The organism is Mucilaginibacter sp. P1_D10, assembly GCF_056406215.1.
Genome location: NZ_JBFUAP010000010.1, coordinates 51,087 through 74,281, shown reverse-complemented (window position 1 = coordinate 74,281; position 23,195 = coordinate 51,087). Strand labels below are relative to the sequence as shown.

Below are 23,195 nucleotides of genomic sequence, written 5' to 3'. Positions count from 1 at the left end.
CGATGGAACGCTTTCTTTATTTTATGGAGCCAAACTTCATCATTCGAAATCCTTCTGCCTTCTTGTCTCTTGATTCTTACCTCTTGACTCTGAACTACTGTTTCTGATATCTGCTTAGTTTCATGTGCAGCGTGGCTGGGTCGAAAGGTTTCAGGATATAATCATTCATGCCGGCGCCTTCTATCTCTCCCATCTGGTTGTTCAGCATAGAAGCGGTAAGGGCAATGATGGGCAAATTCTGGAAATAAGGCTCGGTTTTGGAGCGGATAACTCCGGTGGCTTCCAGGCCGCCCATAATAGGCATATGGATATCCATCAGTACTACATCAAAGTCCTTGTGCAGTTCCAGCTTATCAATGGCTTCCTGGCCGTTTTCGGCAAAATCTGCCGATGCGCCCCATTTTTTTAGTACTTTGTTTATAAGCAACCTGTTTATCTGGTTGTCATCTACTACCAGCACATTGATATTTAGCCCTGTTTCCACTTTATTATTGTTATTTTTAGTACGATCGTCTATCTTCTTAAAGGTTACCGTAAACCAAAATGTAGAGCCCTGCCCCGGTATGCTTTCTACAATTATCCGCGAGTCGTGCAGCTCTATCAAGCGTTTACTGATAGCCAAACCCAGGCCTGTACCGCCGTATTCGCGGGTGGTATTTTCCTCGGCTTGCTTAAAAGATTCAAAGATGGTATTTAATTTGCTTTTTGCAATACCAATTCCGGTATCAGATACGGCAAAACGCAGCCTCACGATTTTTTTTTGTTCCTCAATTATCTTTAAATCGATAGTTACGCCGCCTGTGGAGGTAAACTTAACGGCATTACTCACCAGGTTCAGCAAAATCTGTACCAGCCTGGCCCTGTCACCAAGTACCGCTTCGGGTATTGAACCTTCTACTTCGCTCTTCAGATAAATACCCTTTTCCAGCGCTTTGTATTGCATAGAGGCCGTTACGCCCTGTATCATATCCCGTATATCTACCCGGGCATGTTCCAGCACCACATTGCCTGTTTCTATCTTGGTAAAATCCAGCACGTCGTTTATCAGCGTCATCAGGTTCTCTGCCGAGAACTTGAGGATGTTGAGGTTCTCCTTTTGCGAATCGAGCGGGTTATCATCCAGCAACAAATGGCTCATGCCTATCACGGCATTCAGCGGCGTACGTATCTCGTGGCTCATTACGCCTATGAACATATCTTTGGCGCGGCTCAGTTGCAGGGCTTCCTCTTTTGCGGCTATCAGCTCCTGCTCGGCATTCTTTTTGGCAGTGATATCAATGATTACCTCAATGTACTTATCAACCTTTCCTGTATTATCGGTAATAACCGAATTGATGACCGATATCCACACCGGCACACCGTCTTTACGGTAAATGAGCAGATCCACCTCGAAAGATTGCTTCTTTTCGGATAGTTCGCGCGCTTTGGTAATGATGGATACATCGGTAAGCTCGCCTTTAAGCGAATCGCCCAGGTGTTTATCTTTTACATCATGCAAAGCATAGCCGGTAATGTGCTCAAAAGCATCGTTCACCCATTCTACCTTGCCCTCGCCGTTGTTGATGACTACGCCGCTGGTAGTTTTACTGGCAACAAGTGAAAGCAAGGTGAGCTGTTCTTCGGCCTTTTTGCGGCTGCTGATATCCACCATCACGCCTATCTGCCGCTCCACGTTGCCAGCCTCGTTAAACAGCGGACTGTTTGATATGAACACCCATACGGGCGTGCCGTCTTTTTTATATATTTTTATTTCGACTTCGTAAGGCTCGTTCGCTTTTACCTTTTGTACCGCCCCTTTAAAAACCTCCATGTCGGTTTCCGCGCCTACCAGTTTAGTGCCAATAGTTTGCCCTTTTAATTCTTCCAGGGTGTATCCTATTATCTTCTCCATCGATTCGTTCATCCATATTATCCGGCTTTCGTTATCGCGTATCATGATGCCACTTGGCGATTTACGTGCCGCGAACGACAGTATCTCCACGTCCTGCTCGGCGCGTTTGCGCATGGTTATATCGATGATGATGCGGATGGATTTCTCTATCGTACCGTCTGCAGCGTAGATAACAGAGTTGGTTACCGATATCCAGATGGGCTTCCCCTCTTTCGTAAACATAGATAGCTCCACCTCGTACGATCGTTGCTTCTTTATCGCATCTAGTAATTCGTTCTCGGCGGCTTCATCTTTAGGCTTGCCTTTTATAACCTGCCCCAGAAATTTCCCGTCAACATCGCCCGTATTGTAACCGGTTATATGCTCAAAAGCGGCGTTGGTCCATATCACGCAATCGTGGGCATCGCTTATCACCACGCCGTTTTTTATTTTACTGGCCACCAGCGATAGCAGCTGGGTTTCATTCATCAGCTTTTTCTGCAGGGTCATATCGCGGCCGCTGCAGTACCATTTACCGGCCTTGTGTACGGCAGTCCAGCTTATCCATTTAATTTCGCCGGAACGGGTAACCGTTTGGGTTTCTATCTCGAAGGGTTTTTCCGTCGCGATGGCTTTCTCGATAACGGGCACATACTGCTCGCGGTTTTGCCCCGCCACAAAACTCCATAAGGACCTGCCCGTGGCCTCCTCCTGGCTGTAGCCCAAAATATCAAAAATACAGTTATTGATCAGTTCGATGTTAGAATCGGCACCGGCAATCAAATGTATCTCTGATGAATTATTAAAAAGCGTATGAAAATCCTTATGCGCCTGCAGGCTTTGCTCCAATTCTATTTTTTGTTTGCGCAGCACCAGGTGCGATATTACCTCGCTGGCTAATATTTTAAGGGCATCCTGCTGTTCTTCGGTTATCTCTCGTGCACGCTTATCCAGCACGCACAGGGTACCAATGCGGTAGCCGTCGGGGTCTATCAGCGGCGCACTGGCGTAAAACCGCAGCCCAAACTCGCCGGTAACCATCTCATGGTCGCGGTAGAGGTCTTCTTTCGATACATCGGGGATGGTGGTTAAATCGCCCTGCCTAAGGGTGTGCTGGCAAAAGGTATCTTCAATGGGCACGTCGGTAATATCAAGCCCTATGGCCGATTTCATCCATTGGCGGGAGTCGTCTATAAAAGAAATAAAGGCGATAGGTACCTGGCATATATAGGAGGCCAGGCGGGTAATAGCATCATACTCCTTCTCGGGCAGCGTATCTAAGATATTATAAGAATGCAAAGCGTTTAAGCGCCTGCTTTCCAGCTCGATAGGGGTATGATGCTCTGTGTCCATTTATTAGCCCAGGTGTTTATCCCGGTATAGGGGATGCTCTTCCATTAGCTTGTGCACCCTTTTACGTACCTTCTTCAAAACAGTTTCGTTTTCAGGGTCGGTTAATACCAAATCTATCAGTTCCACAATGGTATCCATGTGTTTCTCTTTCAATCCGCGGGTGGTGATAGCGGCAGTACCTACGCGTATGCCCGATGTTACGAACGGCGATTTATCATCGTAAGGTACCATGTTTTTGTTGGCCGTGATATCGGCACTTACCAGCGCTTTTTCGGCAGCTTTGCCGCTGATATTCTTATTGCGCAAATCTATCAGCATCAGGTGGTTATCGGTACCGCCCGATATGATATCATAGCCCCTGTCTACAAATGCCTTGGCCATGGCCGCACCATTCAGTTTCACCTGCAAAATGTATTTCATGTAGCTATCGCTCAATGCCTCGCCGAAAGCGATTGCCTTAGCCGCGATGATATGCTCCAGCGGACCGCCCTGCGTACCCGGGAAAACAGCCATATCCAACAAGGCCGACATCATGCGCACCTCGCCCTTAGGTGTTTTCAAGCCCCATGGGTTCTCAAAATCTTTACCCAATAATATCAAGCCGCCACGCGGACCGCGCAAGGTTTTGTGCGTAGTAGTGGTAACAATATGGCAATGCGGCAGCGGATCGGTAAGCAAACCGCGTGCAATAAGGCCTGCCGGGTGCGAAATATCGGCCAGCACTAATGCGCCAACCTCATCGGCAACGGCGCGGATAAATTCGTAATCCCAATCGCGCGAGTAAGCCGAAGCGCCGCAGATGATCAGTTTCGGTTTCTCGCGCAGGGCAACTTCTTTCAGCTGCTCATAGTCTACATAACCGGTATCTTTTTTAACCCCATAAAAATGCGGCTCGTATAGCTTGCCCGAAAAGTTTACGGCCGAACCATGTGTTAAGTGGCCGCCATGTGAAAGATCGAACCCTAATATTTTATCGCCGGGGTTTAAAACAGCCAGCATAACCGCAGCATTGGCCTGCGCACCGCTATGCGGCTGCACGTTTGCCCACTCGGCATTAAACAATTGCTTGGCGCGTTCAATAGCGATAGTCTCAATCTCATCAACCACTTCGCAGCCGCCGTAATAGCGTTTGCCCGGTAGGCCTTCAGCGTATTTGTTGGTGGCTACAGAGCCCGCAGCTTCCATTACCTGCTTGCTTACAAAATTTTCAGATGCAATCAGCTCTATGCCTTCTTCCTGGCGTTGCTGCTCTTCATCCAGCAATTTAAATATTAATTTATCTCTTTTCATTGTTATGTGTAATGCGCGCTAAGTTAGCTATAAAATTAGAATTGAGATATGAAGATTGAGATTTGAGATGTGAGATATGAGACGTGAGATAAGAGACGTGAGATTTGAGATAAAAAGCAATAATTGATAGCAATACGCAGAAAAGCAGGATTGTATTTTGGGAGGCAACTGTTAGATAGATGTGAGATTTGAGATGTGAGATTTGAGACAGGAAGCTCTACACCAACCGCAGGCTAAACCCGTCCAAAGTGTTCACGCCGCGCCGTGTGAACACCGTGAACACTGATACATTCCTTATAATCAGGTAATTCCAAATTTTATCATGGTGTCAAAATCGTGTCACCACTTTTATTATCAATAGGTTTTATATTTGGGTATAAAAACGCTTGCTTATGCAATATGCCCATATTGCCATAACAAGCCCGCCAAATTTCCGCTTCATTACGCATAATTTGCAGCGGTTTTCGCCAAATTTCCGGGCATTGCCCTGCTATTACCCTGCATCATTACACATTGTTACATATGAATACCTACCATCCCACCGGACGCCCGGATATTATCGAAGCCATCCGTGCTGAAGCCCGGGGACTTGAACTGCGCCCCGCCAAACGTATAACCGATAATACCAACCCGCCGGCCAACCCGGAAGCCTGCCGCTACCTGTTTACCGTTTGCACCGGCAACCGCTGGATGGAGCTTGGAGAGCGCGAACCCAAGGCCATGATGCTTTTCGGCAGTTTTTGGCACCAAAACGAGCTTTGTATGCTGTTTGCCGATAGCAATGCGGGCAAATCGGTACTGGCGGTGCAAATTGGCAATAGCATAGCCCGGGGCAAGGCCATTGGGCCTTTCGCCATGCAGGCAAAGGCCGCTAAAGTGCTGTATATCGATTTTGAACTTACCACGCTGCAATTTTACCAGCGCTATGCCAATACACAAGGCGTGGACAGCTTTAACGATAACTTCTTTCGCGCGGAGTTTAACCCGGATAACCACCTTACGCCGGGCTACAACGAAACCGATGAACAGCTGATGGCGGGCATTGCCTATAAAATCGAACTGGTAAAGGCCAGTGTGCTCATCATCGATAACATCAGCTGCCTGCGCGGCGGTACCGAAAATGCCGCGGTTGCGCTGAGCCTGATGAAGCACCTTAAAGTGCTTAAAACCCAATACAGCCTCTCTATCCTGGTGCTGGCCCATACGCCCAAAAAACGCAACCCCGGCCGGCCACTGCAGGCCGACGACCTGCAAGGCAGCAAAATACTCATTAACCTGGCCGATAGCGCCTTTGCCATTGGCAGCAGCAGCACGCGGCAGCACCTGCGGTACCTCAAGCAAATTAAACAGCGCAACACCGCGCAGGCCTACGGCGAAGAAAACGTATGCCTTTGCCGCATTACCAGGCCCCAACATTTTTTGCAGATGCAGTTTGAAGGCCACAGCCACGAACGCCTGCACCTGCACACCCTCAGCCAGCCCGATAAAGAGCTGCTTGCCCAACACGTAGCTCAATTGGCAGGCAAAGGGTATAGCCAGCGCAAAATAAGCGCTGAACTGGGCATCTCGGTAGGATTGGTGAATAAGCTGATGCCGAAGCCGGCGGCGGGAAGCGGCGCGGTGATAATGCCCACCGAAGGGTAAAAATCAGTAAACTCTTTTCCCTTGGGTAGATTATACCATGCTGCCTGGCATACCCGTGCTAGGAGTTGAAAATAAATCCAAAGCCTTTGCGATGGCTTTCTTGCATGCGGGGCACAAATGAGGACAATGCGCCAGCGGGCGCGGCAATCATCGGTAGGCACAGCGGATTTGCAAATTGTCTGAACCTTGATTCCTGGGACTAAAGGGTGTTCTTGATTCTCGAAACCATACCTCTGCACTATCACCCTTCTCATCTGCACATTTGCACATCTGAAATCTGCACATCATACCCTCTCCGCTACCGCATAGCGTCCCCGCTTGTGGCGCCGTGATGCTTTCTCAACGCGAAAAGAATGCTAAGGCTAACCCGATATGCATGAAGGCTACCTTGCATACGGGCGGTTTGGTGATAACATCAACCGCAGGCTAAAAAGAGAGTGGTGAACCTGGAAAAGGTCATATCTACAAATCAGCTGATTAACAACTACTTAAAAGGCCCGTCCATTTGAAATCTTTTTTGTAAAACACCAGCCTGATTTGCCAGACCACTGTTCTAATTGCTGATATAAATCTTCTCGAATAAGAAGCTCACCTCCGCTCAGTTTAGGTATCTCATCCGAAAGACGATCGGTAACCCCTAAACCAACATAGTCCGACTTCCAACTATTAAATACTAAACCTAAGTTCCCATCTTCATCTACTGCGGATAATCCTTCATTAAAGGTTTTAATCTTTAATTTCAAGTGTGCAAGCGCACTGGAATGCAGCCAAATTAGTATATAGTCCTCCAAGCCATCTGTTTCCCGATTGAGAAAAACCATCTCCCGATCTTGCCGAAATGGGGTTTGACTGGTGAAAATACCGTCCTCAGGAATTCTGTATTGTGAAAATGGATAGGATACTTTTTCCTTATCAGTAAATTGCACTGCTGAGAAAACGGTTAACTCGATTAGTCTTTCGAAGGTCTCACCATGAAACTCTTTTTCGTAATGCCCAAGGCGCACCCAATTCCTGTAGGCATCCGGTCGTTTCCGACTTTCCGGCTCGTGAATTTGTGAAGGTCTAACAAGTTTCTTATCCCTTGGGCAAATAGATTGTGTATAAGCTACAATACTTTTTATTACTAATCTGGTACTGTCAAGAACCTCATCCCGATCAAATGATTCATACAGGTCCTCATATAATTCCGTATTGATTGTTTTTAGAATATAATCCGCGAAATAAATGTTGCTGACGTACATCTCATGTGACCGATTTGCATAAATTTCTAAGGTTTTCTTGCTATTGACCTCTGTTTTAAAATTTGCTCTTGTTTTCTGGAAAGCCTGCTCCAGATCGACAAAAGCAAATTCCAAACGAGTGTGCCTGTGATTTAGCCTCATGAAGACCCCCATTTCGTTATCGTCCATGAAGGGATAACGCAACTTAGCGGGGCCAGCAATCAGTCTGCGAGGTGATTTGCCCAGGAGTTTTTCGATCATGATGTCAATCATGAAATGCCTTAGTGGATAAATGCTTTCCAGTTCTTTATGAAAATGTTTTCCATATCCCGGATTTTCGCGGCCATATTCATAAATCAACTGGACGATGGTGACCTGAATAGCGTTCTCATAATTCTTCCATGTAGAGAAGAAAAATTTAAAGGGCTTAATCATCCGCTCAGGGTTGCGCTGCAAAAGGTCTGCGACACCGGCAAGGGTCCATTGATACCTTTCGGTCGTACCAATCTTAAAACGCGTAATCAGCAGGGCTATCAGTAATTCTTCCTTATCCATTTGAACTGGAAACGAAAGCATCTCACTCCAATCAATAGGCTCAGTTACCGGTAGCCTCTCGGCAATAGCATTATACATGTTTGACCAAGACTCGACAAGTTCCTTTTTATCTAAGCTCGCGTGGGCTAATGCGTTAAAAAGATTACCCGAAAGCGACATCGAATATCCCTTGTCCAGCCGCTTTTCGAGCAACTGGCGAAGCACGTTAAGAGTTTCATCCGCTCTAATTTTGAAAGCCTGATCAAACGCCTCTTTGTTCACTAAAGACTGATAGTTTTCGTTAAGGTCGTTGACAAACCTTGACACCTGGAAGTATATCTGCATGTTACCGCTATCTTCAAAAACCTTGTTCAACTTCTGGGGCTGTCGCTTGTATTTATACTTTCCAGAAAACAAGGCATCAATAATTTTTTTGTATTCGTCAGGCGTTACATTCGTTTCCCGAACTCTATAAAACAGAGACTGGTAATCCCTGTCGGTAATTTCATTATCTTGAAGATAATTAACCATATCTTCTGCCGACATCTCGCTAAAATCCCGACGGGACCGAAATTCCGAAACCAGTATTTTTTCAGTTGATGTTGGAGAGTTGTAGGGTTTGCGTTGCCGAATAAGTGAGATATCTATACGATCATCAATATCTAAATTACCGATAATTGCCCTCAGTATGTTGGCCTGCTCTACGCTAATCTCGTTTCGGAAGGTAACCTTGAATTTCTCGTAAACTGTACCAAGGTACTTTAAAGCCCATTGCTCGTTTAAACCGGCAACTTGCTGAAGGATTCCCATACTGTAATTAAGGAATTTATACGAGGTGGCTAATGGCAAAGTCCTTGATAAATAGTACTCGATCTGAATATCAACACTACCGTTTAACGATATAAGTAAATTTTCAAGACATTTTTCCAGTCTCCAGTCCAATCGTGTGTCAGCCAGCGAGTTGAGTAGGTAGATTTTGCTGTCATCCGGCGCGATTGCAGCGTATTTTTCAAACCACTCAATCGGGAAATACTGTGTTTCCTTCCCATCTGTATGATTGACTACTGAGTATACAAGTGCAAGCAATTCTTTAATTGCTTGCATGCCTCTTGTATTGTCCACTTTATTTAAAGATTCAACCGAATTGAGCAGGTCCTCAATTGTCATATCTTTTCGAAAGGTATACCCTAAAGTAAATTTAAGACCTTCCTTTAAATGTGCTACCGCCTTATCATCACTCCGGCCTGCATATATGGATGTCAGGTTAAAGTGATATTCTGCGATGTAAGAATGCAGATGGTACTGACTTTTGTCCAAGAGTTCTTCTTCAAGCTTTTCCGAAATATATTGCCAATTTTCTTCGTTGGTACAATCACATAGTAAAGAGAACAGCTTATCCGTCGGTAATGGTCCGCCAAGGCTTTTTTGAAGGCTTGTGGTAGTTTCGTCGCTTACTTTAATGAGAGCTTCAATCAACTTTGGATAAAATGCAGCATCATTAACCAGCTTGATTGCATCTTCAAATGATTGATGTATCCAATCCTTTATGGAATGTAAATCGGATGTCCTCGGCTTTCCTTTAAATGGTTCAGTATCGTAGGTTAGCATTTTAAACAGTTCAGCCAATCTGTGCTGATCGGGCTGTTCCTCCTTTCCAAGCTTTATGGTTTCTATTAAGAATATAACCCAGTTATAAAACCAATTGATACTTTTTAGCTGCCCGATACATTCCTGGCATTCCTTGTCATCAGCTTCGACCATTGCTTTAACAAATCTGTCCAAAGCATCAATATCGCGCGAACTGAAATGATCGATGTCCTTAACCTCATTCCGGAGGTTAATCAATTGCATTTTCGATAATTTTGGTGATGCCGGTCTGATTAGAAGTTCAGCGATAACAGTATTTGAAGATATAAGCCTCTGTATGAAATCGCGGTCATAATATTCCTCAAATAAATAGCTGAATACTTGCTTATAATCAGAATTTTCATTTTTGGAAATCCCATCAGCTATGTGAATAATCTTTTCCTCATCTTCGTTTTCTATGCGATGCGTTAAGATCAAAGAGAACATTTCTGTTGTAATTTCAACATTCGCACCTCGAAAGTAATCCAGATAAACTTGCCAAGGGGCTTGCATGTTGTTCAGAAAGCACAATTGACAGGCTTTAAGCCCGAGTTCAAGGCTTAGAGTAGGGCTACCTTCATAAACCAGGTAATCTGCAACTTTTTGGAAACCTTCCAGATTTCCAACAGCTTTCAAATAAGAAAGTAAGGTTTCTTTGAAAGCATCCTCTGTCATGGATATTACCCTGCTAAGTTCGGTAATAATGAACAATTGGGGGATAGAACCCATATTCAGTACGGCCTTGTTGATATATTTGAGGTTGTTGGCGATGATCTCCCAATGGTGGCCATGAAAAGCAGAATTCCATACAAAATCTATTGTTGCAAATTCGAGGGCTTTCTCCAGCTTGCCAGATTCATGGATATATTGGAAATAGAACCGGTAGCTTTTAGGATAGGTGAAGATACCTTTTTCTTCAAACCATGAAATGATTGGGTTATATACTGTTTTTTCAATCGAAATCTGATTGGATATTAACTGGTCAATAATAAATCGACGAAAGCTTTCATGATAAATACTGTAACCGTTCTGGGAAACATTTAGCTTAATAACCGGCTTAAGCATATCCAACGATTCGCTGACCAAATTCCCTTCACCTGTGATTTCCTGTAGCTCACTAAGCGTTACACTAAAGCTTACCCCGCTCAGGATTCTTGGGATCTGTTCCTTAAGGTTGAGCTTGCCCAGTAAATATTGATAATAATTCCTGAGGCCCGAATCATAAACCGGTATTTGTTGTAAATGGTCAAAATCGATTTGGTCAAGATTATGAAGTTCCTCAACGATATAGCGAAGGTAAAGCGGGTTACCTGCAACCTTTAGATTTAGGTATTGTGATAATTTTTGGTTGCCATCAATTAAAATGTTATCCACTCCGCATTTAAGTAGGTAGCTTTCAATTTCTGCCTCTCCCCAACGCGGTATTGACATCGGATAAAAATTGTCAAGTTCCTTTAATTCCGTTATAGGCTGAGATATTGCGAGTATTTTTACGTGTGCTGAAGGCTTCAGTTTATTGATTGCGTGCAAGATGTCAATCTCGGAGCGATTAAGGTCAATGGAAAGGTTTCTGAATTGGTAGATTCGCTCAATATGATCAATGCCATCGATAACGAGTATTGTATCCTCATCAATTGCGGCTAATAACAGATTCAGTTCGTGCAGGTCGCTGGCGTACACTTTTGATTTGGAACCTTTTAACTTTGGAAAAACATCAAGGATTTCTTTGATGAGATTAGCGTACAAAACGTTAATCTGAATCCGCTGTGTTTGTAATTGATCACTTATATCGGTATAGCACAGATGGCGAATTAAGTGAATCTCAGTCCCTGCGATATGCTTTTTAAAGTTTTCGACCAGCCAGGATTTGCCCATGCCGGGTTCGCCTGTCAAGGAAATTCGTTGGTGATTTGCTAATTCAGAAATTAATTGCTCATAGATTGAAATGGTTTCAATTTTCTGATTTTCATTTACAGGAAATACTTGCTGGATAGCGCCATAATCAGTTTTAATCCTGAAATAATCGTAAAAGTCGGCCGTAGACATAGGAACACCTGAACTTCTGTGTTTCCTGACCTTGGCAAGCAAAGCTGAGGCAAATTCCTGTTTTTTGTAATGGTCATTTGGATAATACCCCATTCCTAAACTCTCAACCTTATCCAAGACGAGTTTTTCCAAGGCACCAGGCTGGTAAAGGTCCTCACTGAATTTTGGTAATTCGAGTTCTATAGTAAGGTATTTCAGGAATTCGCTGAAATCCTTATGGTCAATTTTTTGTTGCTTGAATTTATTCCATCCTTTCGGCGGTGTACCTCCGACCGGCCAGAACTTCTCGATATCAAATTGAAATACCCTGGTTTTGAACGCCGGAAAAGATCCTTCCATATAAAGTTCTTCCATCAAATCACCCAAATTTATGTCGGGTATATTCCATGCCAGACATAGGCGCACATACGTTTTAGGTTTGCTGCTTGAAACCCACGATTTGTAAAGGCTGAAAAGAGCTAACTGGTAATTTCCATCATTTGCGAGGTCATCCTTAGTTAGGGTATGGTTATTTTTTTCGTTACTGTATTTAAACTGTTTCTTATAGACCGCATCGGAGTGATTGATTGTAAGATCGTCAAATCTGTCCTCTTTATATTCCTTGAGATCGATAAAAAAATCGGAGGTATTAAACCTGATGACATCATCTAAAATAAAGTAGCAACAAAGCAGGTCTTGATAGCTGTATCCCTGGTGAGCATCTCCAAGTGCCATGTTAGTATTTAAAATAAGTTAACACACGGAGAAATGATTCAACTGTTAAAGCCTGTTTGGATTCATTTGATTCCAAACAGGAATAGGTTATCAATGCACCAAGATCAGGTGCCTTTTCTATTTTTGTTATCTGCTCTGATTTTATTGTTAATGGACCATCAGAAGTGGCTACAGTGATTTGATCTTTGTAATGAGTTCCCATTGTTTACTTTTAAAAGGTTGACAAATTATCACAAAGCTACAATCGATAAAATCTGTGGTCAATCTGCTATCAATGATAAGGTTTTATCTGGATGATTAAAGGTATTCAATTGTCAGAAATATTGCTAATTAAACTAATTGATTAATATCTTGGTTTGTTGATTGTTTATATCCCGGGGATGTAAAATGCGCCAATAGCAATGATTATGCGGATTCAGCCTGTGTCCGGTGTTTTCACTGTGCCACGCCGGTTTTTGAAGATAACAGTCTGCTTTTAGTGAAAACAAGGCACAAAGCAGATTTCTAAACGCGTCCGCATTGCAAGCTGCTCTACTTGCCGGAGATTGCCGCGCTATCGCTCGCAATGACGATGGTGATTAGGGAGGTCCCACACTGCACACTCATCCCTAAACCCGATTGACGGGAAAGCCGCTTCTATCAGCGGCTTGGACAAAAAGCGGGGCAGAACCTTTCCGAAGCATCACAACAGAACCTTTTCTGAATAGAAGCAAGAATTAAGAGTCAAGAACCAAGAAGGAACTGCATCGTGTATGCCTGTCCGTCCTGATGGCTACTTTGCATGCGGGCCACAAGTCGGGGACACTTGCGGCAGCGACAGGAATTTTAACTAATCAAACTATTCCCCCTTCTTACTCTCCACCCGTTTCCTGATCCTGCTTAACGAGGGGTTGGTGATGCCGAGGTACGACGAAATATGATAAGCCGGTATGCGCTCCACGATATCCGGGTGCGCTTCCAGCAGCCGCAGGTAGCGCTGCTCGTGTGAGAAAAATATGAATTCTTCGGTGCGCGTTTGCGCGATCTTGAAAAATGATTCGGCCAATAACCTGCCGAATTTCCCCCAGTTGGGGTGGCTTTCGTAAAGGCTGTTCAGGTCGTGGTATGAGATGAAAAAAATCTCCGAATCTTCCATCGCCTCGATGAAATACCAGCAGGGGCTGCGCGATACAAAGCTTCGGAACGAAACAACAAACTGGTTCTCCGAAAAAAAGAAGATGTTCTTGTCTTCCTTAGTTTCCGGGTCGCGGTAATAGATGCGGAAGATGCCTTTCACAATCAGCCCCAGATCGTTGCAAACCATGCTCTGCATGTTGAAGAAATCTCCTTTCAGCATTTTACGCGCTTTCCAAAACGGTTCGCTAACCATAATATCGTTATCGTTCAGGGGCGCAAAATTCCGGAGGTACTGAAAAATGATGTCGTTTTTATCGGCCATTTGAATATAGTATAAGGCAAACAGTCCTCAAAATTAGTCAGAATATAACACAATCATTTTCACTTAAGTGAAAATCGCCGCTCGCTTTTTAAGTGTAATCGTACCGTAATATTTCCCGGCCGTTTTAACTTAAGTGAAAAACGCGCCCGGCAATACTACAGACCTTTGAGCCAACAAAAACAATAAAATCATGACATCGAATCCTTCATCAAATACAGCAACAAACGCCCCGGGCGTTGAAACTGCTACATCGTTACGCAACCTTTATTTTACCCGTGCCGCCTTTTCGGTGGCCTGGGTTATCCTTGTGGCCATTTTTGCAAAAACGTCCCCTGGCATTGCCAGTATCCTGCTGATTATTTACCCGGCCTGGGATGTGCTGGGCACCTTCCTCGATATCCGAGCCAACCGCAACAGCGCTTCTAAAACACCGCAACATGTAAACATTGCGATAAGCACTGTTACAACCATAGCTGTAGGCATCGCTTTACAAAAAGGCGTGCCCGAGGCACTGATTGTTTTCGGTGCATGGGCAATCGGTACCGGGCTGATACAATTTATCTTAGGCTTACGCCGCCGCAAATCATTAGATGGCCAATGGCCCATGATCCTCAGCGGTGGGCAGTCGGTACTGGCAGGCGTTTCGTTTATCGTACTGGCGCACGACCCTACAAAGGGCATTGCCAGCCTGGGCGGGTACGCAGCATTCGGCGCCTTTTATTACCTGCTTGCGGCGTTTCGTTTGAACAAGACGGTTAATGGGGTTGCTGTGAAAGCCTGAGCGAATTTGCGGCGTTACTTATTCATCCTTGCAAATCGAATATTGAATATTCGATTTGCAAGGATGAATGCTCTTTCGGCGGGGAAACTTTTAGGTTTTTAGTCCTCCTCTTGAGAGTAATAGCCCATCATTAGACAGAATCACCAAACGTTCCAATGGAACGTAGGCAAACCGACATTTTTATTTCTACCAACCACACGTTCCTATGGAACGAAATTGCTTTCCTCATCCCTTCGGGATGTTTGGTTGGTAGAAAAACAAAAAAACCGATTACGTTCCATAGGAACGTTTGGTGATTCATCGACCTGTCCATTCATGGGCTATTACTATTGAGAGGGGCAATCGCACAAGTCCTGGCTCGCATTAATTTAAACGCGATTTCGCCGGGTCCAGGCCGGGGTAACTAAGGTTTTCCCTTTTTTTCAATATAAGTAGTGAGGATTTCGCTTGGTCTTGCCTGCATTCCACGCCGCTGGCGGAAACAGTCCGGAAGAATCATCAGCCATTTTTTTTAATATTTCAGGCGCGTTAATACTAAAAATATTAGCTTTTCATTTATCTTTGAAAAAAAGCTTTGAATGATGCAGCAGCTCAAGTCAAAAATATTCCTGCGGGATGAGGCAAAAGCCTGGCTTAACCGGCACAACGGTGCCGGTGAGGTAATTAGGGTAGTGCCGTCTTATGCACCTGTTGGGCACCAGTGTTACGAACTATATACCGCTTACGATCAAACCGACGAAAACCTGGGCAGGGTTTTATTTGATGCGGATGGTTATTGGATTTACGATGGAGACGACCTGAATGTTATTGAGCAGGAACAGGTAGCGAAATTCATTATCAACTATGTAGAAGTGCTATGAAAAAGAACATTAATTACCGGTTGACCGAAACAGAAAAGCGAACGCTGAAAGCCAAAAAGATCAGCCAAAAGATGTTACAGGATCATGCTCCGGATGAAGTTGCTGTACTACTGAACGCATCGCCGCATCGCGCTAAAGAATTACAGGCGCTTGCGGAGTTTCAAAGCATCCCCTCGTTGGGTATCAATTTCGCAGAAGAACTTATCGGCCAGGGGTATTATTCCTTAGCCCAGCTTAAAGGGAAAGACGCGGTAGAACTCTTTGATGCCTTTGAAAAATTTTGTGGTAGCTGGGCCGACCCATGTGTGGAAGATTCCTACAGGCTGCTGGTGCATTACATCGAAAACCGTGACGATAGCAAACGCTGGTGGCATTTTACAGCAGAACGTAAGGCTTATCGTGAACAGCATGGCTTCCCTGCCAACCGGCCGCAAACGCCCTGGTACGCGGGTGAAAAATATCCTAAAATGAATGCCTATCAAAGGGATTAGGCTATCAAACAGATCAATTAGCGGCGGCCTTTATATTGACGTTGCCTTCCCCTACTTTATTATCGGATAAAACATCATTGGCTGTTTCACCTTCACCCATGGCAAATCCTTCAAGTTTAGCACCTGCGGGTTTTGGTAGGCTTCGAAGCCTTTGGGCGATGGGTCGTGCCAGTACATAAACCAGGCCCAACGGGGTTGTTTTTTCAATACCTCGGCGCCGGGCAGTTCGCCAACTTCGCCTAAAGCAATGGGTTTATTGCCGGCGAGGGCGGTTATCGAGCCAAGATAATGCATAATCCTATTATAATAAATTGAAAACAAAACCCCGACGCTACCTGCGCCGGGGCTTGCCACACAAAACAAAACGTAACGATTACTTAAAACCAAAAATCAGGGGGAATATAAACAACACGATAACCGCCCAGGCAAAATATACCGGCAGGTATGCGGCAATTACTTTGCCTACGCCGGCTATCTCGCCTTTTTTGGTGGCTGCTTTAAAAAGCTGCACGGTTACCAACAGCAGGTTTATCAAAATCAATGCATTACTGCCAAGCACCGCCGCGCGGTTGGGTGTAAAGCCCCCCTCCGTAATTCGGAGCAAAATGGCCGATAGCGCAATGCCGTTTACGATGATGGTTACCGCAGATAAAAGGAACAGCACCCAGGTCTGCATACTTCCCTTAGCCTTAGATGTTTCGGCTACCGAAAAGAAGATGAGTGCCATAACGCCGATAAGCAATGCGTTGAATATGAGCAGGAACTCGCGGTTATTATAGGGGTTTTTGCGCGAGTAAATCATGGCAACAAGGTAGGCCACCAACATTACCAATACCAGCGGACTGAATATTTTGGCAATTATGGGCGATACCTTCCCAACCAGCTGCGGGTTGGTTTGCGTAAGATAGGTACCTACTATCGGCGCCGAGGCGAGCCCGTATATAGCTACGTTCTCGAAATAAAAGTTATTGATATTGAAGCCGATAAGCGAGAAAAGCCCAACCGTAATCATCGACATGATACCGCCTGCCAGCAGGATAAGCGCGGTCATCACCACCAAATCGCCGTTGTATTTTAAGAAGCCCAGCCGCCGGTCATGGTTCAGTTTGGCATCGCCCACAAAAGCAAAGCCCAATATCGCCCATAAGAATAGCCCCAAATGGATGCAGGATAAAATGAGCGTATCGCTTTTGCTTACATGCGGGAACAGGTTGATAAAAAGCAGGCCCGCGATAGTAGCCACCGCCGCGAAGGCGATTTTGCCGATGGACAATTTATTCTTCCAGGCGAAATATGCCGTAAGCAACGGGAATACGATAAAACCTACGTTGCGGGAATAAAATAGCTCTTCATCAATATGGAAGATGGCCGGCAGCTTGGCTATCAGCCCTGCGAACGCGCATGCGATCACAACCATTAAAAGGTCGCCGCTGCTGCCCCAGTTGGTTTCTTCGGTTTCATAGTTGAGCCTTTCGTGCCAGAAATCGGCAAGCGTGTCGCCGGCAAGCTCGGGGTAGAGCACGCTGAACTCGCGTTTAAAAAGCCCTTTGTTGCCCCGGTACAGTTTTTCCAGCTGGCGGGCATCGTGCTGGTGGGTAAGTATCTCCTCTTTCATTGTTTATGGATTAATTTCGTTTGGTCGCAAGCTTAAAAGTCCTTTGTGATACAAAGTTAATGGAAAGTACTTTGCATTTCAAAGTTTTTACTGAATTATTTTTTCGCCCCTACTTTCCTGCCGGAAAAAATTTAAAAAAACACTTGCGTAGTTAAATAGCTACATATATATTTGTAGTCAAATAGCTACGCAAATGAATTTACGAAGAGACGTATTCCAGGCCATTGCCGACCCCACCCGTCGCGCCATACTTTTGCTGCTGGCCTCGCAGGCGCTTACTGCAGGCGCTATCGCGGCCAACTTCGATACCGCAAGGCCAACGGTATCAAAACACCTGCAAATACTCACCGAGTGCGAGCTGCTTAAGCAAACGCAAAGTGGCAGGGAGATCCACTATCATTTAAACCCCGGTAAAATGAAAGATATAGCCGACTTTATAGAACCTTTCCGCCAGATGTGGGACGAGAGGTTCAACAAACTGGAAGACATCATGAAAAACTACCAATCTAAAACATAAATTGCTATGGAACTGAAGACAAAAATTACTGCCGAAGAAGGCAAGCACGATTTAACCATTACCCGGGAGTTCGACCTGCCGGTGCATTTACTGTTCAGGGCACATACCGAGCCCGAAATCGTTTCGCAGTGGATGGGCACCAAAGTGCTTAAACTCGAAAACAAAAAGCATGGCGGCTGGGCCTATGAAACCAGCGATGCGAATGGCAAGGTAGTATTCAGTGCCGACGGCGTGTTCCACGAATGGGTGCCGAACGAGAAAATAACGCGCACATTCGAGATGGCTAACGCGCCGTTCGGCGTACAGCTGGAGTTCCTGACGTTCGAAAAGCTAAGCGATAGCACCAGCAAACTCGTTATCCACAGCCTGTATAAATCCGGCGCGCTGCGCGATCAGATGCTGAAACTGCCTTTTGCGCAAGGACTTAACATGGCGCATAACCGCCTCCAGGAAATCGTAAACAAACTAAAATAAAACTATCATGACCAAGACTCATAAAATCCTCTATTGGTTCACCACCCTTTGGCTAGGCCTGGGGATGACGGCTACCGGCATCGTACAGCTCATCAAACAAAAAGAAGAATTAACGATGATGGAGCATCTGGGCTACCCAGCCTACTTTTTACCTCTGTTGGGTGTTTGGAAAATACTGGGCGTTGTTGCCGTTTTAATGCCTAAATTCCCCGTATTGAAAGAATGGGCTTACGCGGGCTTCTTCTTTGCGATGTCGGGCGCAGTGTATTCACATCTGGCCATCGGCGATGCGGCAAAGGAGCTTTTCGGGCCGGTGTTACTCATCGCCCTTACAATATCTTCGTGGTATCTAAGGCCTGCTGATAGGAAGATTACATCTGTAAATCAATAAATAAACAGCCATGAAAAAGAATTTATCTGCGGAAGAAACAGCGGGACTGCTCGACATCCTGAAGAACCGCTTCGCTAAAAATATGGGCCGCCACCCTGGACTGGTTTGGGTCGACGTACAGCCAAAATTGGAGGCCAGCCCCGAAATACTATGGGTGCTTGATGAAATGGAAATAACCGATGGCGAACCCGATGTGGTAAGCTACGATGAAGCCACAGGCCAGTATGCCTTTTACGATTGCGCCGCCGAAAGCCCTAAAGGCCGCCGTAGCCTGTGTTACGACCGTGAGGCACTCGACTCGCGGAAGGAGCATAAACCCGCAAACAGCGTGATAGATATGGCTGCCGAAATGGGCATCGTATTATTGGATGAAGCGCAATACCGGCACCTGCAAACGCTTGGGCAGTTCGACCTGAAAACATCCAGTTGGATAAAAACGCCTGCCAACATCCGTAAGCTAGGCGGCGCGGTTTTTTGCGACAGGCGGTACGATACTGTGTTCTATTACCACAATGGGGCAGAATCTTATTACGCTGCGCGAGGCTTCCGGGGATGTTTGATGGTGTAGGTATGAATTTGTAGCTTAGCATAGTACAACCAATATCATGAACCCTAAAGTCGATTTTTATTTCGCGAAGCCCGGCAAATGGCAGCAGGAGATTACCCGGCTCAGGACTATTGCGCTCGGCTGCGGACTGGAAGAGGAGCTGAAGTGGGGATGCCCCTGCTATACTTACAAGCAAAGCAACATTGTACTGATACATGTTTTTAAAGAATATTGCGCGTACCTGTTCTTTAAAGGCGCGTTATTGAATGATGCGCGTGGCATCCTCATCCAGCAGACGGAGAACGTACAGGCGGCGCGGCAGGTGAGGTTTACGGAAATAGCCGAAGTTGTCGAACTGGAACCTGTATTAAAAACCTACATCTTTGAGGCCATAGAAGTAGAAAAAGCCGGCCTGAAGGTTGAGTTGAAAAAGACAAAGGAGTTTGAAATGGCCGAAGAATTCCGGCTTAAATTGGATGAGCTTCCGCCCCTTAAAACCGCCTTCGAGGCCTTAACGCCAGGCCGCCAGCGAGGTTACCTGCTGTATTTTTCGCAGCCCAAACAGGCCAAAACCCGTGAGGCCAGGGTAGCGAAATGCATCCCAAGGATATTAGAGGGGAAGGGGCTGGACGATTAACGACTACAACCCATAAGTAATGCAAAACGAAAACACCGACCCAACAGGCCGAGAGCAGATGAGCACTCTGTTGTTGGATGCTCCGACAGCTATAGTTTGGGAGGTATGGACGCAGCCCGAACACATCAGGCATTGGTGGGGGCCAAACGGTTTTACCAGTACCATCGACATAATGGATGTGCAGGCCGGCGGTGAGTGGCTCTTTACCATGCACGGGCCAGATGGCACAGCTTATCCTAACAAAACCCTGTTCAGGGAAGTTGTAGAACATAAAAAACTCATACACGAGCATTTCGGCCCCAACTTTATCGCTACCATCCAATTTGAAAGCCAGGGCAATACGACGCTCCTCAGCTGGTATAAGCTATACGAGACCAAAGAGTTGTTCGATCTGGTCGAAATTAAATACAAAGCTAGCGAAGGCTTTGCCCAAACAGCGGAAAGATTGCAGGTGTATCTTAGCAAGATACACGGATAAACCCCCTACCTGTTCGCATTCTGCATATACAGGAACACTGCCACCGCAATCAATGCAAGTGCGAGCAGCACGGCAAGCACAATCTTGATAGCGCTTAATGGCCGTTCGCCAATTACCTCGCCGGTACTGGCGTTTACCGTAAACTGGTACACTTTATTGTTGTAATTGTAGGCGCTTACCCATACCGGCAGCATGATGTATTTGATAGCCTTGTTTTGGTAATCGGTATCGGTATTATCAACCCGTTGCTCATCACCGCCAATATCGCTGCGGATAGCCGAATCAATCTCTGAAACGGTTTGTGCCTTCGCTTTCTCCAATGCCAGCTCGGGGCTCAGCTGGTAGGTTTCTGAACGAAAACCGCTGGTGTAACGCTCATCGAACCGTGCCAGCATGTGCAGTTTCCAGGGCGTAAGCTTGTTCAAGGTTTTCTCGGGGAGCGATTTACTGGCAGCCACCAAAAGGTCGCGGAAGCTGCATTCAACGGTGCCCGACGCATACGACCAGCTGGTGTGCCGCACCTGCCGGGTGCGGGTTTGGCTTTTACCATCAACCGTTTCGGTGTAGGTCTCGGTGGTGTAGTAGTAGTCGCCACGCTCGCCGGTGTAATCGGTTACGGTATCGGTATCGTAGGCCCAATAAGGCAGGTAAACGCCATTTAAGGTAGATGTGCTGCCTCCGGCTTTCTGCGCCAGGTCGCTGGGCGACCACCACAAGCCCTTAAGCCATTTCTGGAAAAATTCCGCGCCTTGCTTTTGGGTAACCTCGAAGGGCAAAATATAATGCGGCGGCACATATTCTTTGCCGGCCTGCAGGTTCAGCACCAATGGCGCGGTACAAAAAGGGCATTTATCCGCCGTTATGGCTGCATCCAGCACCGTTTGCGAGCCGCAGTTCTTACAATCGACTACCTTGATGTCGTCGGTTTGTTTATCAACGTCTATCCCGGCAACAAATTCATCATAATCAACAGGTACTATTGCATCATTGTCTCCGGTATCGGCTATGGTATTGCTTTCGCCGCAATAACTGCATTGCAGAGTACGCGTGCCGGGTACAAAGTGTAGCAGGGCACCGCATCCCGCGCACTTCAACGATTTGCTGATGCTATCGGCCGGCTTTACAGGTCCGTTCATTTATGAGGTATTAGGTTTTAAAGGATGATGGTTAGGGTAATGGTGGCGGTTCATTATCAAAGAAACCGGCAAGTTCGGCCACGGTGCCTGCGGCGGCCCATCCGGCCATACCTTTTGTCCAAACCACGGTATCTTTAGTAATGGCTTTCGATGCCACCATCGCACCGATCTCGGCAAGGCTGTGCGGCCCGTCAGATTTCCCGTCAATGGCAATATGGTATGCGGTAGAAGGCAACGGCGGCGGCGCATCTGCCCCGGAAGGGTTATTGCCATCGAAATTGCCCGGCTTAAAAACGTTACCCACCTGGCCCATCATGGCAGCGCCTACGCCAAGGCCCATGCCTGCGGCGCCAAGGTTACCGCCTATGGTGTTCTCTGCGGCTTTCTCCATGGCGTTTGCCGCCTGGAACTGCGCATAAGCACCCAAATTGCCCAATATGCCCATCGAGCTGCGTTTATCAAGCACCTCTTCTACCTCGGGCGGCAGCGAGATATTCTCTACCAGCAATTTGGTAAGGTTAAGGCCAAGCTCGGCAAAATCGGGCTGTATGGTTTGGGCTATCAGCTGCCCCATCTCGTTGTAGCTGGCGGCAAGGTCAAGCACCGGTATTTTCGATTGCGCCACGGCATCCATACCGCGCGCTACGATGGTGTTGCGCAGTTGCTCGTCTATATATTCTACAACAAAATCAGGGTTGGTGGCCGATACCTCGGTCAGGAACATCTTAGGATTTTGCACTTTGAAGCTGAACGAGCCGAAAGCGCGCAGCCTTACCGGGCCAAACTCGGCATCGCGCAGCATAACCGGGTTTTTGGTGCCCCACTTCTGGTTTACGAACTGGCGCGTACTCACGAAAAACACGTCGGCCTTAAAGGGGCTATTGAAACCGTACTTCCAGCTTTGCAGGGTGGTGAGTATGGGCATATTTTCGGTATGCAGTTCGTACATGCCGGGCAGGAAAACATCGGCAATGCGGCCCTCGTTCATGAATATAGCCGCCTGCGATTCGCGTACGGTAAGCTTCGCGCCCATTTTTATGGCGTTATCATTGCGCGGGAACTTCCACACCAAGGTATCCTGGGTGGTGTCTACCCACTCTATTACATCTATTAACTCGTTGAGCAGTTTACTGAAAAGGCCCATATGCTTTTTAGGTTTAATTAAGTTTAAAGATGGAAAAAAAAGCCCGATGCACGCAAGCCTTCGTGGTTTTTAATTTTTTTTAATGCTGCTCACGCGCCTTTTTTATGATGACCGCATTTATTTCGCATCATTATTTACTGTTCATTTTATCCATTTTTGTATCAGGCCTGACAGAAAAACTTGCTCAATCTGGCCGTTCATTAACTAACCCTACCTTATATTTCACCATACATACACTTGATTATCTACCGGTTACAAAATTGCCGATTCGGCAAACCGGGAAGATAACCCATCAACTCCATTTGCCTTACAAGAAATCCGGATGCTTGTATAAGCATCCCGCATGTGCTAATTTGGAGTTAATATTGAAGATTAACCAGATTAACAAT

19 protein-coding genes are annotated in these 23,195 nt (G+C 46.1%); 10 read left to right on the top strand and 9 right to left on the bottom strand.

Features of this window, described 5'->3' with window-relative positions; translation table 11 throughout:
* Positions 1 to 94 precede the first annotated feature (94 nt).
* A complete protein-coding gene (locus AC1DYT_RS16785) occupies positions 95 to 3,223 on the bottom strand; it encodes a PAS domain S-box protein (RefSeq protein WP_477470716.1) in 3,129 nt (1,042 codons plus the stop codon).
* Positions 3,224 to 3,226: 3 nt separating this feature from the next.
* Positions 3,227 to 4,513 carry a serine hydroxymethyltransferase gene (locus AC1DYT_RS16780; RefSeq protein ID WP_477461518.1) on the bottom strand — a complete coding sequence of 429 codons (1,287 nt, stop codon included), beginning with the start codon at positions 4,511 to 4,513 and terminating at the stop codon, positions 3,227 to 3,229.
* Positions 4,514 to 5,035: 522 nt separating this feature from the next.
* Between AC1DYT_RS16780 and AC1DYT_RS16775 the strand changes: the two genes are divergently transcribed.
* Complete coding sequence (locus AC1DYT_RS16775; protein ID WP_477470715.1) at positions 5,036 to 6,157, top strand: AAA family ATPase; 1,122 nt, start codon at positions 5,036 to 5,038, stop codon at positions 6,155 to 6,157.
* Between the two features lie 488 nt (positions 6,158 to 6,645).
* Here the strand turns inward: AC1DYT_RS16775 and AC1DYT_RS16770 are convergent, their stop codons facing one another.
* From AC1DYT_RS16770 to AC1DYT_RS16760, 3 genes are all read right to left on the bottom strand, one after another.
* Positions 6,646 to 12,297, bottom strand: coding sequence for an ATP-binding protein (locus AC1DYT_RS16770; RefSeq protein ID WP_477470714.1), 5,652 nt, complete (start codon positions 12,295 to 12,297; stop codon positions 6,646 to 6,648).
* 1 nt (position 12,298) lies between these two features.
* Positions 12,299 to 12,499, bottom strand: a complete 201-nt coding sequence (locus tag AC1DYT_RS16765) for a hypothetical protein (protein ID WP_477470713.1) — start codon at positions 12,497 to 12,499, stop codon at positions 12,299 to 12,301.
* 636 nt (positions 12,500 to 13,135) lie between these two features.
* Positions 13,136 to 13,735 (bottom strand): Crp/Fnr family transcriptional regulator, encoded by a 600-nt coding sequence (locus AC1DYT_RS16760; protein ID WP_477470712.1) that lies wholly within the window; start codon positions 13,733 to 13,735, stop codon positions 13,136 to 13,138.
* 190 nt (positions 13,736 to 13,925) lie between these two features.
* Between AC1DYT_RS16760 and AC1DYT_RS16755 the strand changes: the two genes are divergently transcribed.
* The 3 genes from AC1DYT_RS16755 to AC1DYT_RS16745 all read left to right on the top strand — a co-directional run bounded on the left by AC1DYT_RS16755 (position 13,926) and on the right by AC1DYT_RS16745 (position 15,867).
* Complete coding sequence (locus tag AC1DYT_RS16755) at positions 13,926 to 14,516, top strand: hypothetical protein (RefSeq protein ID WP_477470711.1); 591 nt, start codon at positions 13,926 to 13,928, stop codon at positions 14,514 to 14,516.
* 578 nt (positions 14,517 to 15,094) lie between these two features.
* The gene (locus tag AC1DYT_RS16750) at positions 15,095 to 15,376 is read left to right on the top strand and encodes a hypothetical protein (protein WP_477470710.1); all 282 of its coding nucleotides are present in this window, start codon (positions 15,095 to 15,097) and stop codon (positions 15,374 to 15,376) included.
* On the top strand, positions 15,373 to 15,867 hold the full coding sequence (locus tag AC1DYT_RS16745) for a helix-hairpin-helix domain-containing protein (protein ID WP_477470709.1): 495 nt from the start codon (positions 15,373 to 15,375) through the stop codon (positions 15,865 to 15,867). Before AC1DYT_RS16750 ends, AC1DYT_RS16745 begins: the two co-directional genes overlap by 4 nt.
* 51 nt (positions 15,868 to 15,918) lie before the next feature.
* Here AC1DYT_RS16745 and AC1DYT_RS16740 read toward each other — a convergent pair whose 3' ends face one another.
* Positions 15,919 to 16,161, bottom strand: coding sequence for a hypothetical protein (locus AC1DYT_RS16740; RefSeq protein WP_477470708.1), 243 nt, complete (start codon positions 16,159 to 16,161; stop codon positions 15,919 to 15,921).
* A gap of 79 nt (positions 16,162 to 16,240) precedes the next feature.
* Positions 16,241 to 17,482 carry a hypothetical protein gene (locus AC1DYT_RS16735; protein WP_477470707.1) on the bottom strand — a complete coding sequence of 414 codons (1,242 nt, stop codon included), beginning with the start codon at positions 17,480 to 17,482 and terminating at the stop codon, positions 16,241 to 16,243.
* 193 nt (positions 17,483 to 17,675) lie between these two features.
* On the opposite strand from AC1DYT_RS16735, the gene AC1DYT_RS16730 reads away from it, so the two are divergent.
* From AC1DYT_RS16730 to AC1DYT_RS16705, 6 genes are read left to right on the top strand one after another with little or no spacing between them, the layout of a single operon-like run.
* On the top strand, positions 17,676 to 17,999 hold the full coding sequence (locus AC1DYT_RS16730; RefSeq protein ID WP_477470706.1) for an ArsR/SmtB family transcription factor: 324 nt from the start codon (positions 17,676 to 17,678) through the stop codon (positions 17,997 to 17,999).
* A 6-nt stretch (positions 18,000 to 18,005) separates the two neighbouring features.
* The gene (locus AC1DYT_RS16725; RefSeq protein ID WP_477470705.1) at positions 18,006 to 18,473 is read left to right on the top strand and encodes an SRPBCC domain-containing protein; all 468 of its coding nucleotides are present in this window, start codon (positions 18,006 to 18,008) and stop codon (positions 18,471 to 18,473) included.
* A 7-nt stretch (positions 18,474 to 18,480) separates the two neighbouring features.
* Positions 18,481 to 18,864: a DoxX family protein gene (locus AC1DYT_RS16720; RefSeq protein WP_477470704.1), complete on the top strand. Its 384-nt coding sequence runs from the start codon at positions 18,481 to 18,483 to the stop codon at positions 18,862 to 18,864.
* A gap of 10 nt (positions 18,865 to 18,874) precedes the next feature.
* On the top strand, positions 18,875 to 19,432 hold the full coding sequence (locus AC1DYT_RS16715; RefSeq protein WP_477470703.1) for a DUF4256 domain-containing protein: 558 nt from the start codon (positions 18,875 to 18,877) through the stop codon (positions 19,430 to 19,432).
* A gap of 37 nt (positions 19,433 to 19,469) precedes the next feature.
* Entirely contained in the window at positions 19,470 to 20,048 is a 579-nt protein-coding gene (locus tag AC1DYT_RS16710) for a YdeI/OmpD-associated family protein (RefSeq protein WP_477470702.1), read from the top strand.
* A gap of 19 nt (positions 20,049 to 20,067) precedes the next feature.
* A complete protein-coding gene (locus tag AC1DYT_RS16705) occupies positions 20,068 to 20,526 on the top strand; it encodes an SRPBCC domain-containing protein (RefSeq protein WP_477470701.1) in 459 nt (152 codons plus the stop codon).
* A gap of 5 nt (positions 20,527 to 20,531) precedes the next feature.
* Here the strand turns inward: AC1DYT_RS16705 and AC1DYT_RS16700 are convergent, their stop codons facing one another.
* A complete protein-coding gene (locus AC1DYT_RS16700; protein WP_477470700.1) occupies positions 20,532 to 21,662 on the bottom strand; it encodes a zinc finger domain-containing protein in 1,131 nt (376 codons plus the stop codon).
* A 31-nt stretch (positions 21,663 to 21,693) separates the two neighbouring features.
* On the bottom strand, positions 21,694 to 22,806 hold the full coding sequence (locus AC1DYT_RS16695) for an SPFH domain-containing protein (protein WP_477470699.1): 1,113 nt from the start codon (positions 22,804 to 22,806) through the stop codon (positions 21,694 to 21,696).
* Positions 22,807 to 23,195 lie beyond the last annotated feature (389 nt).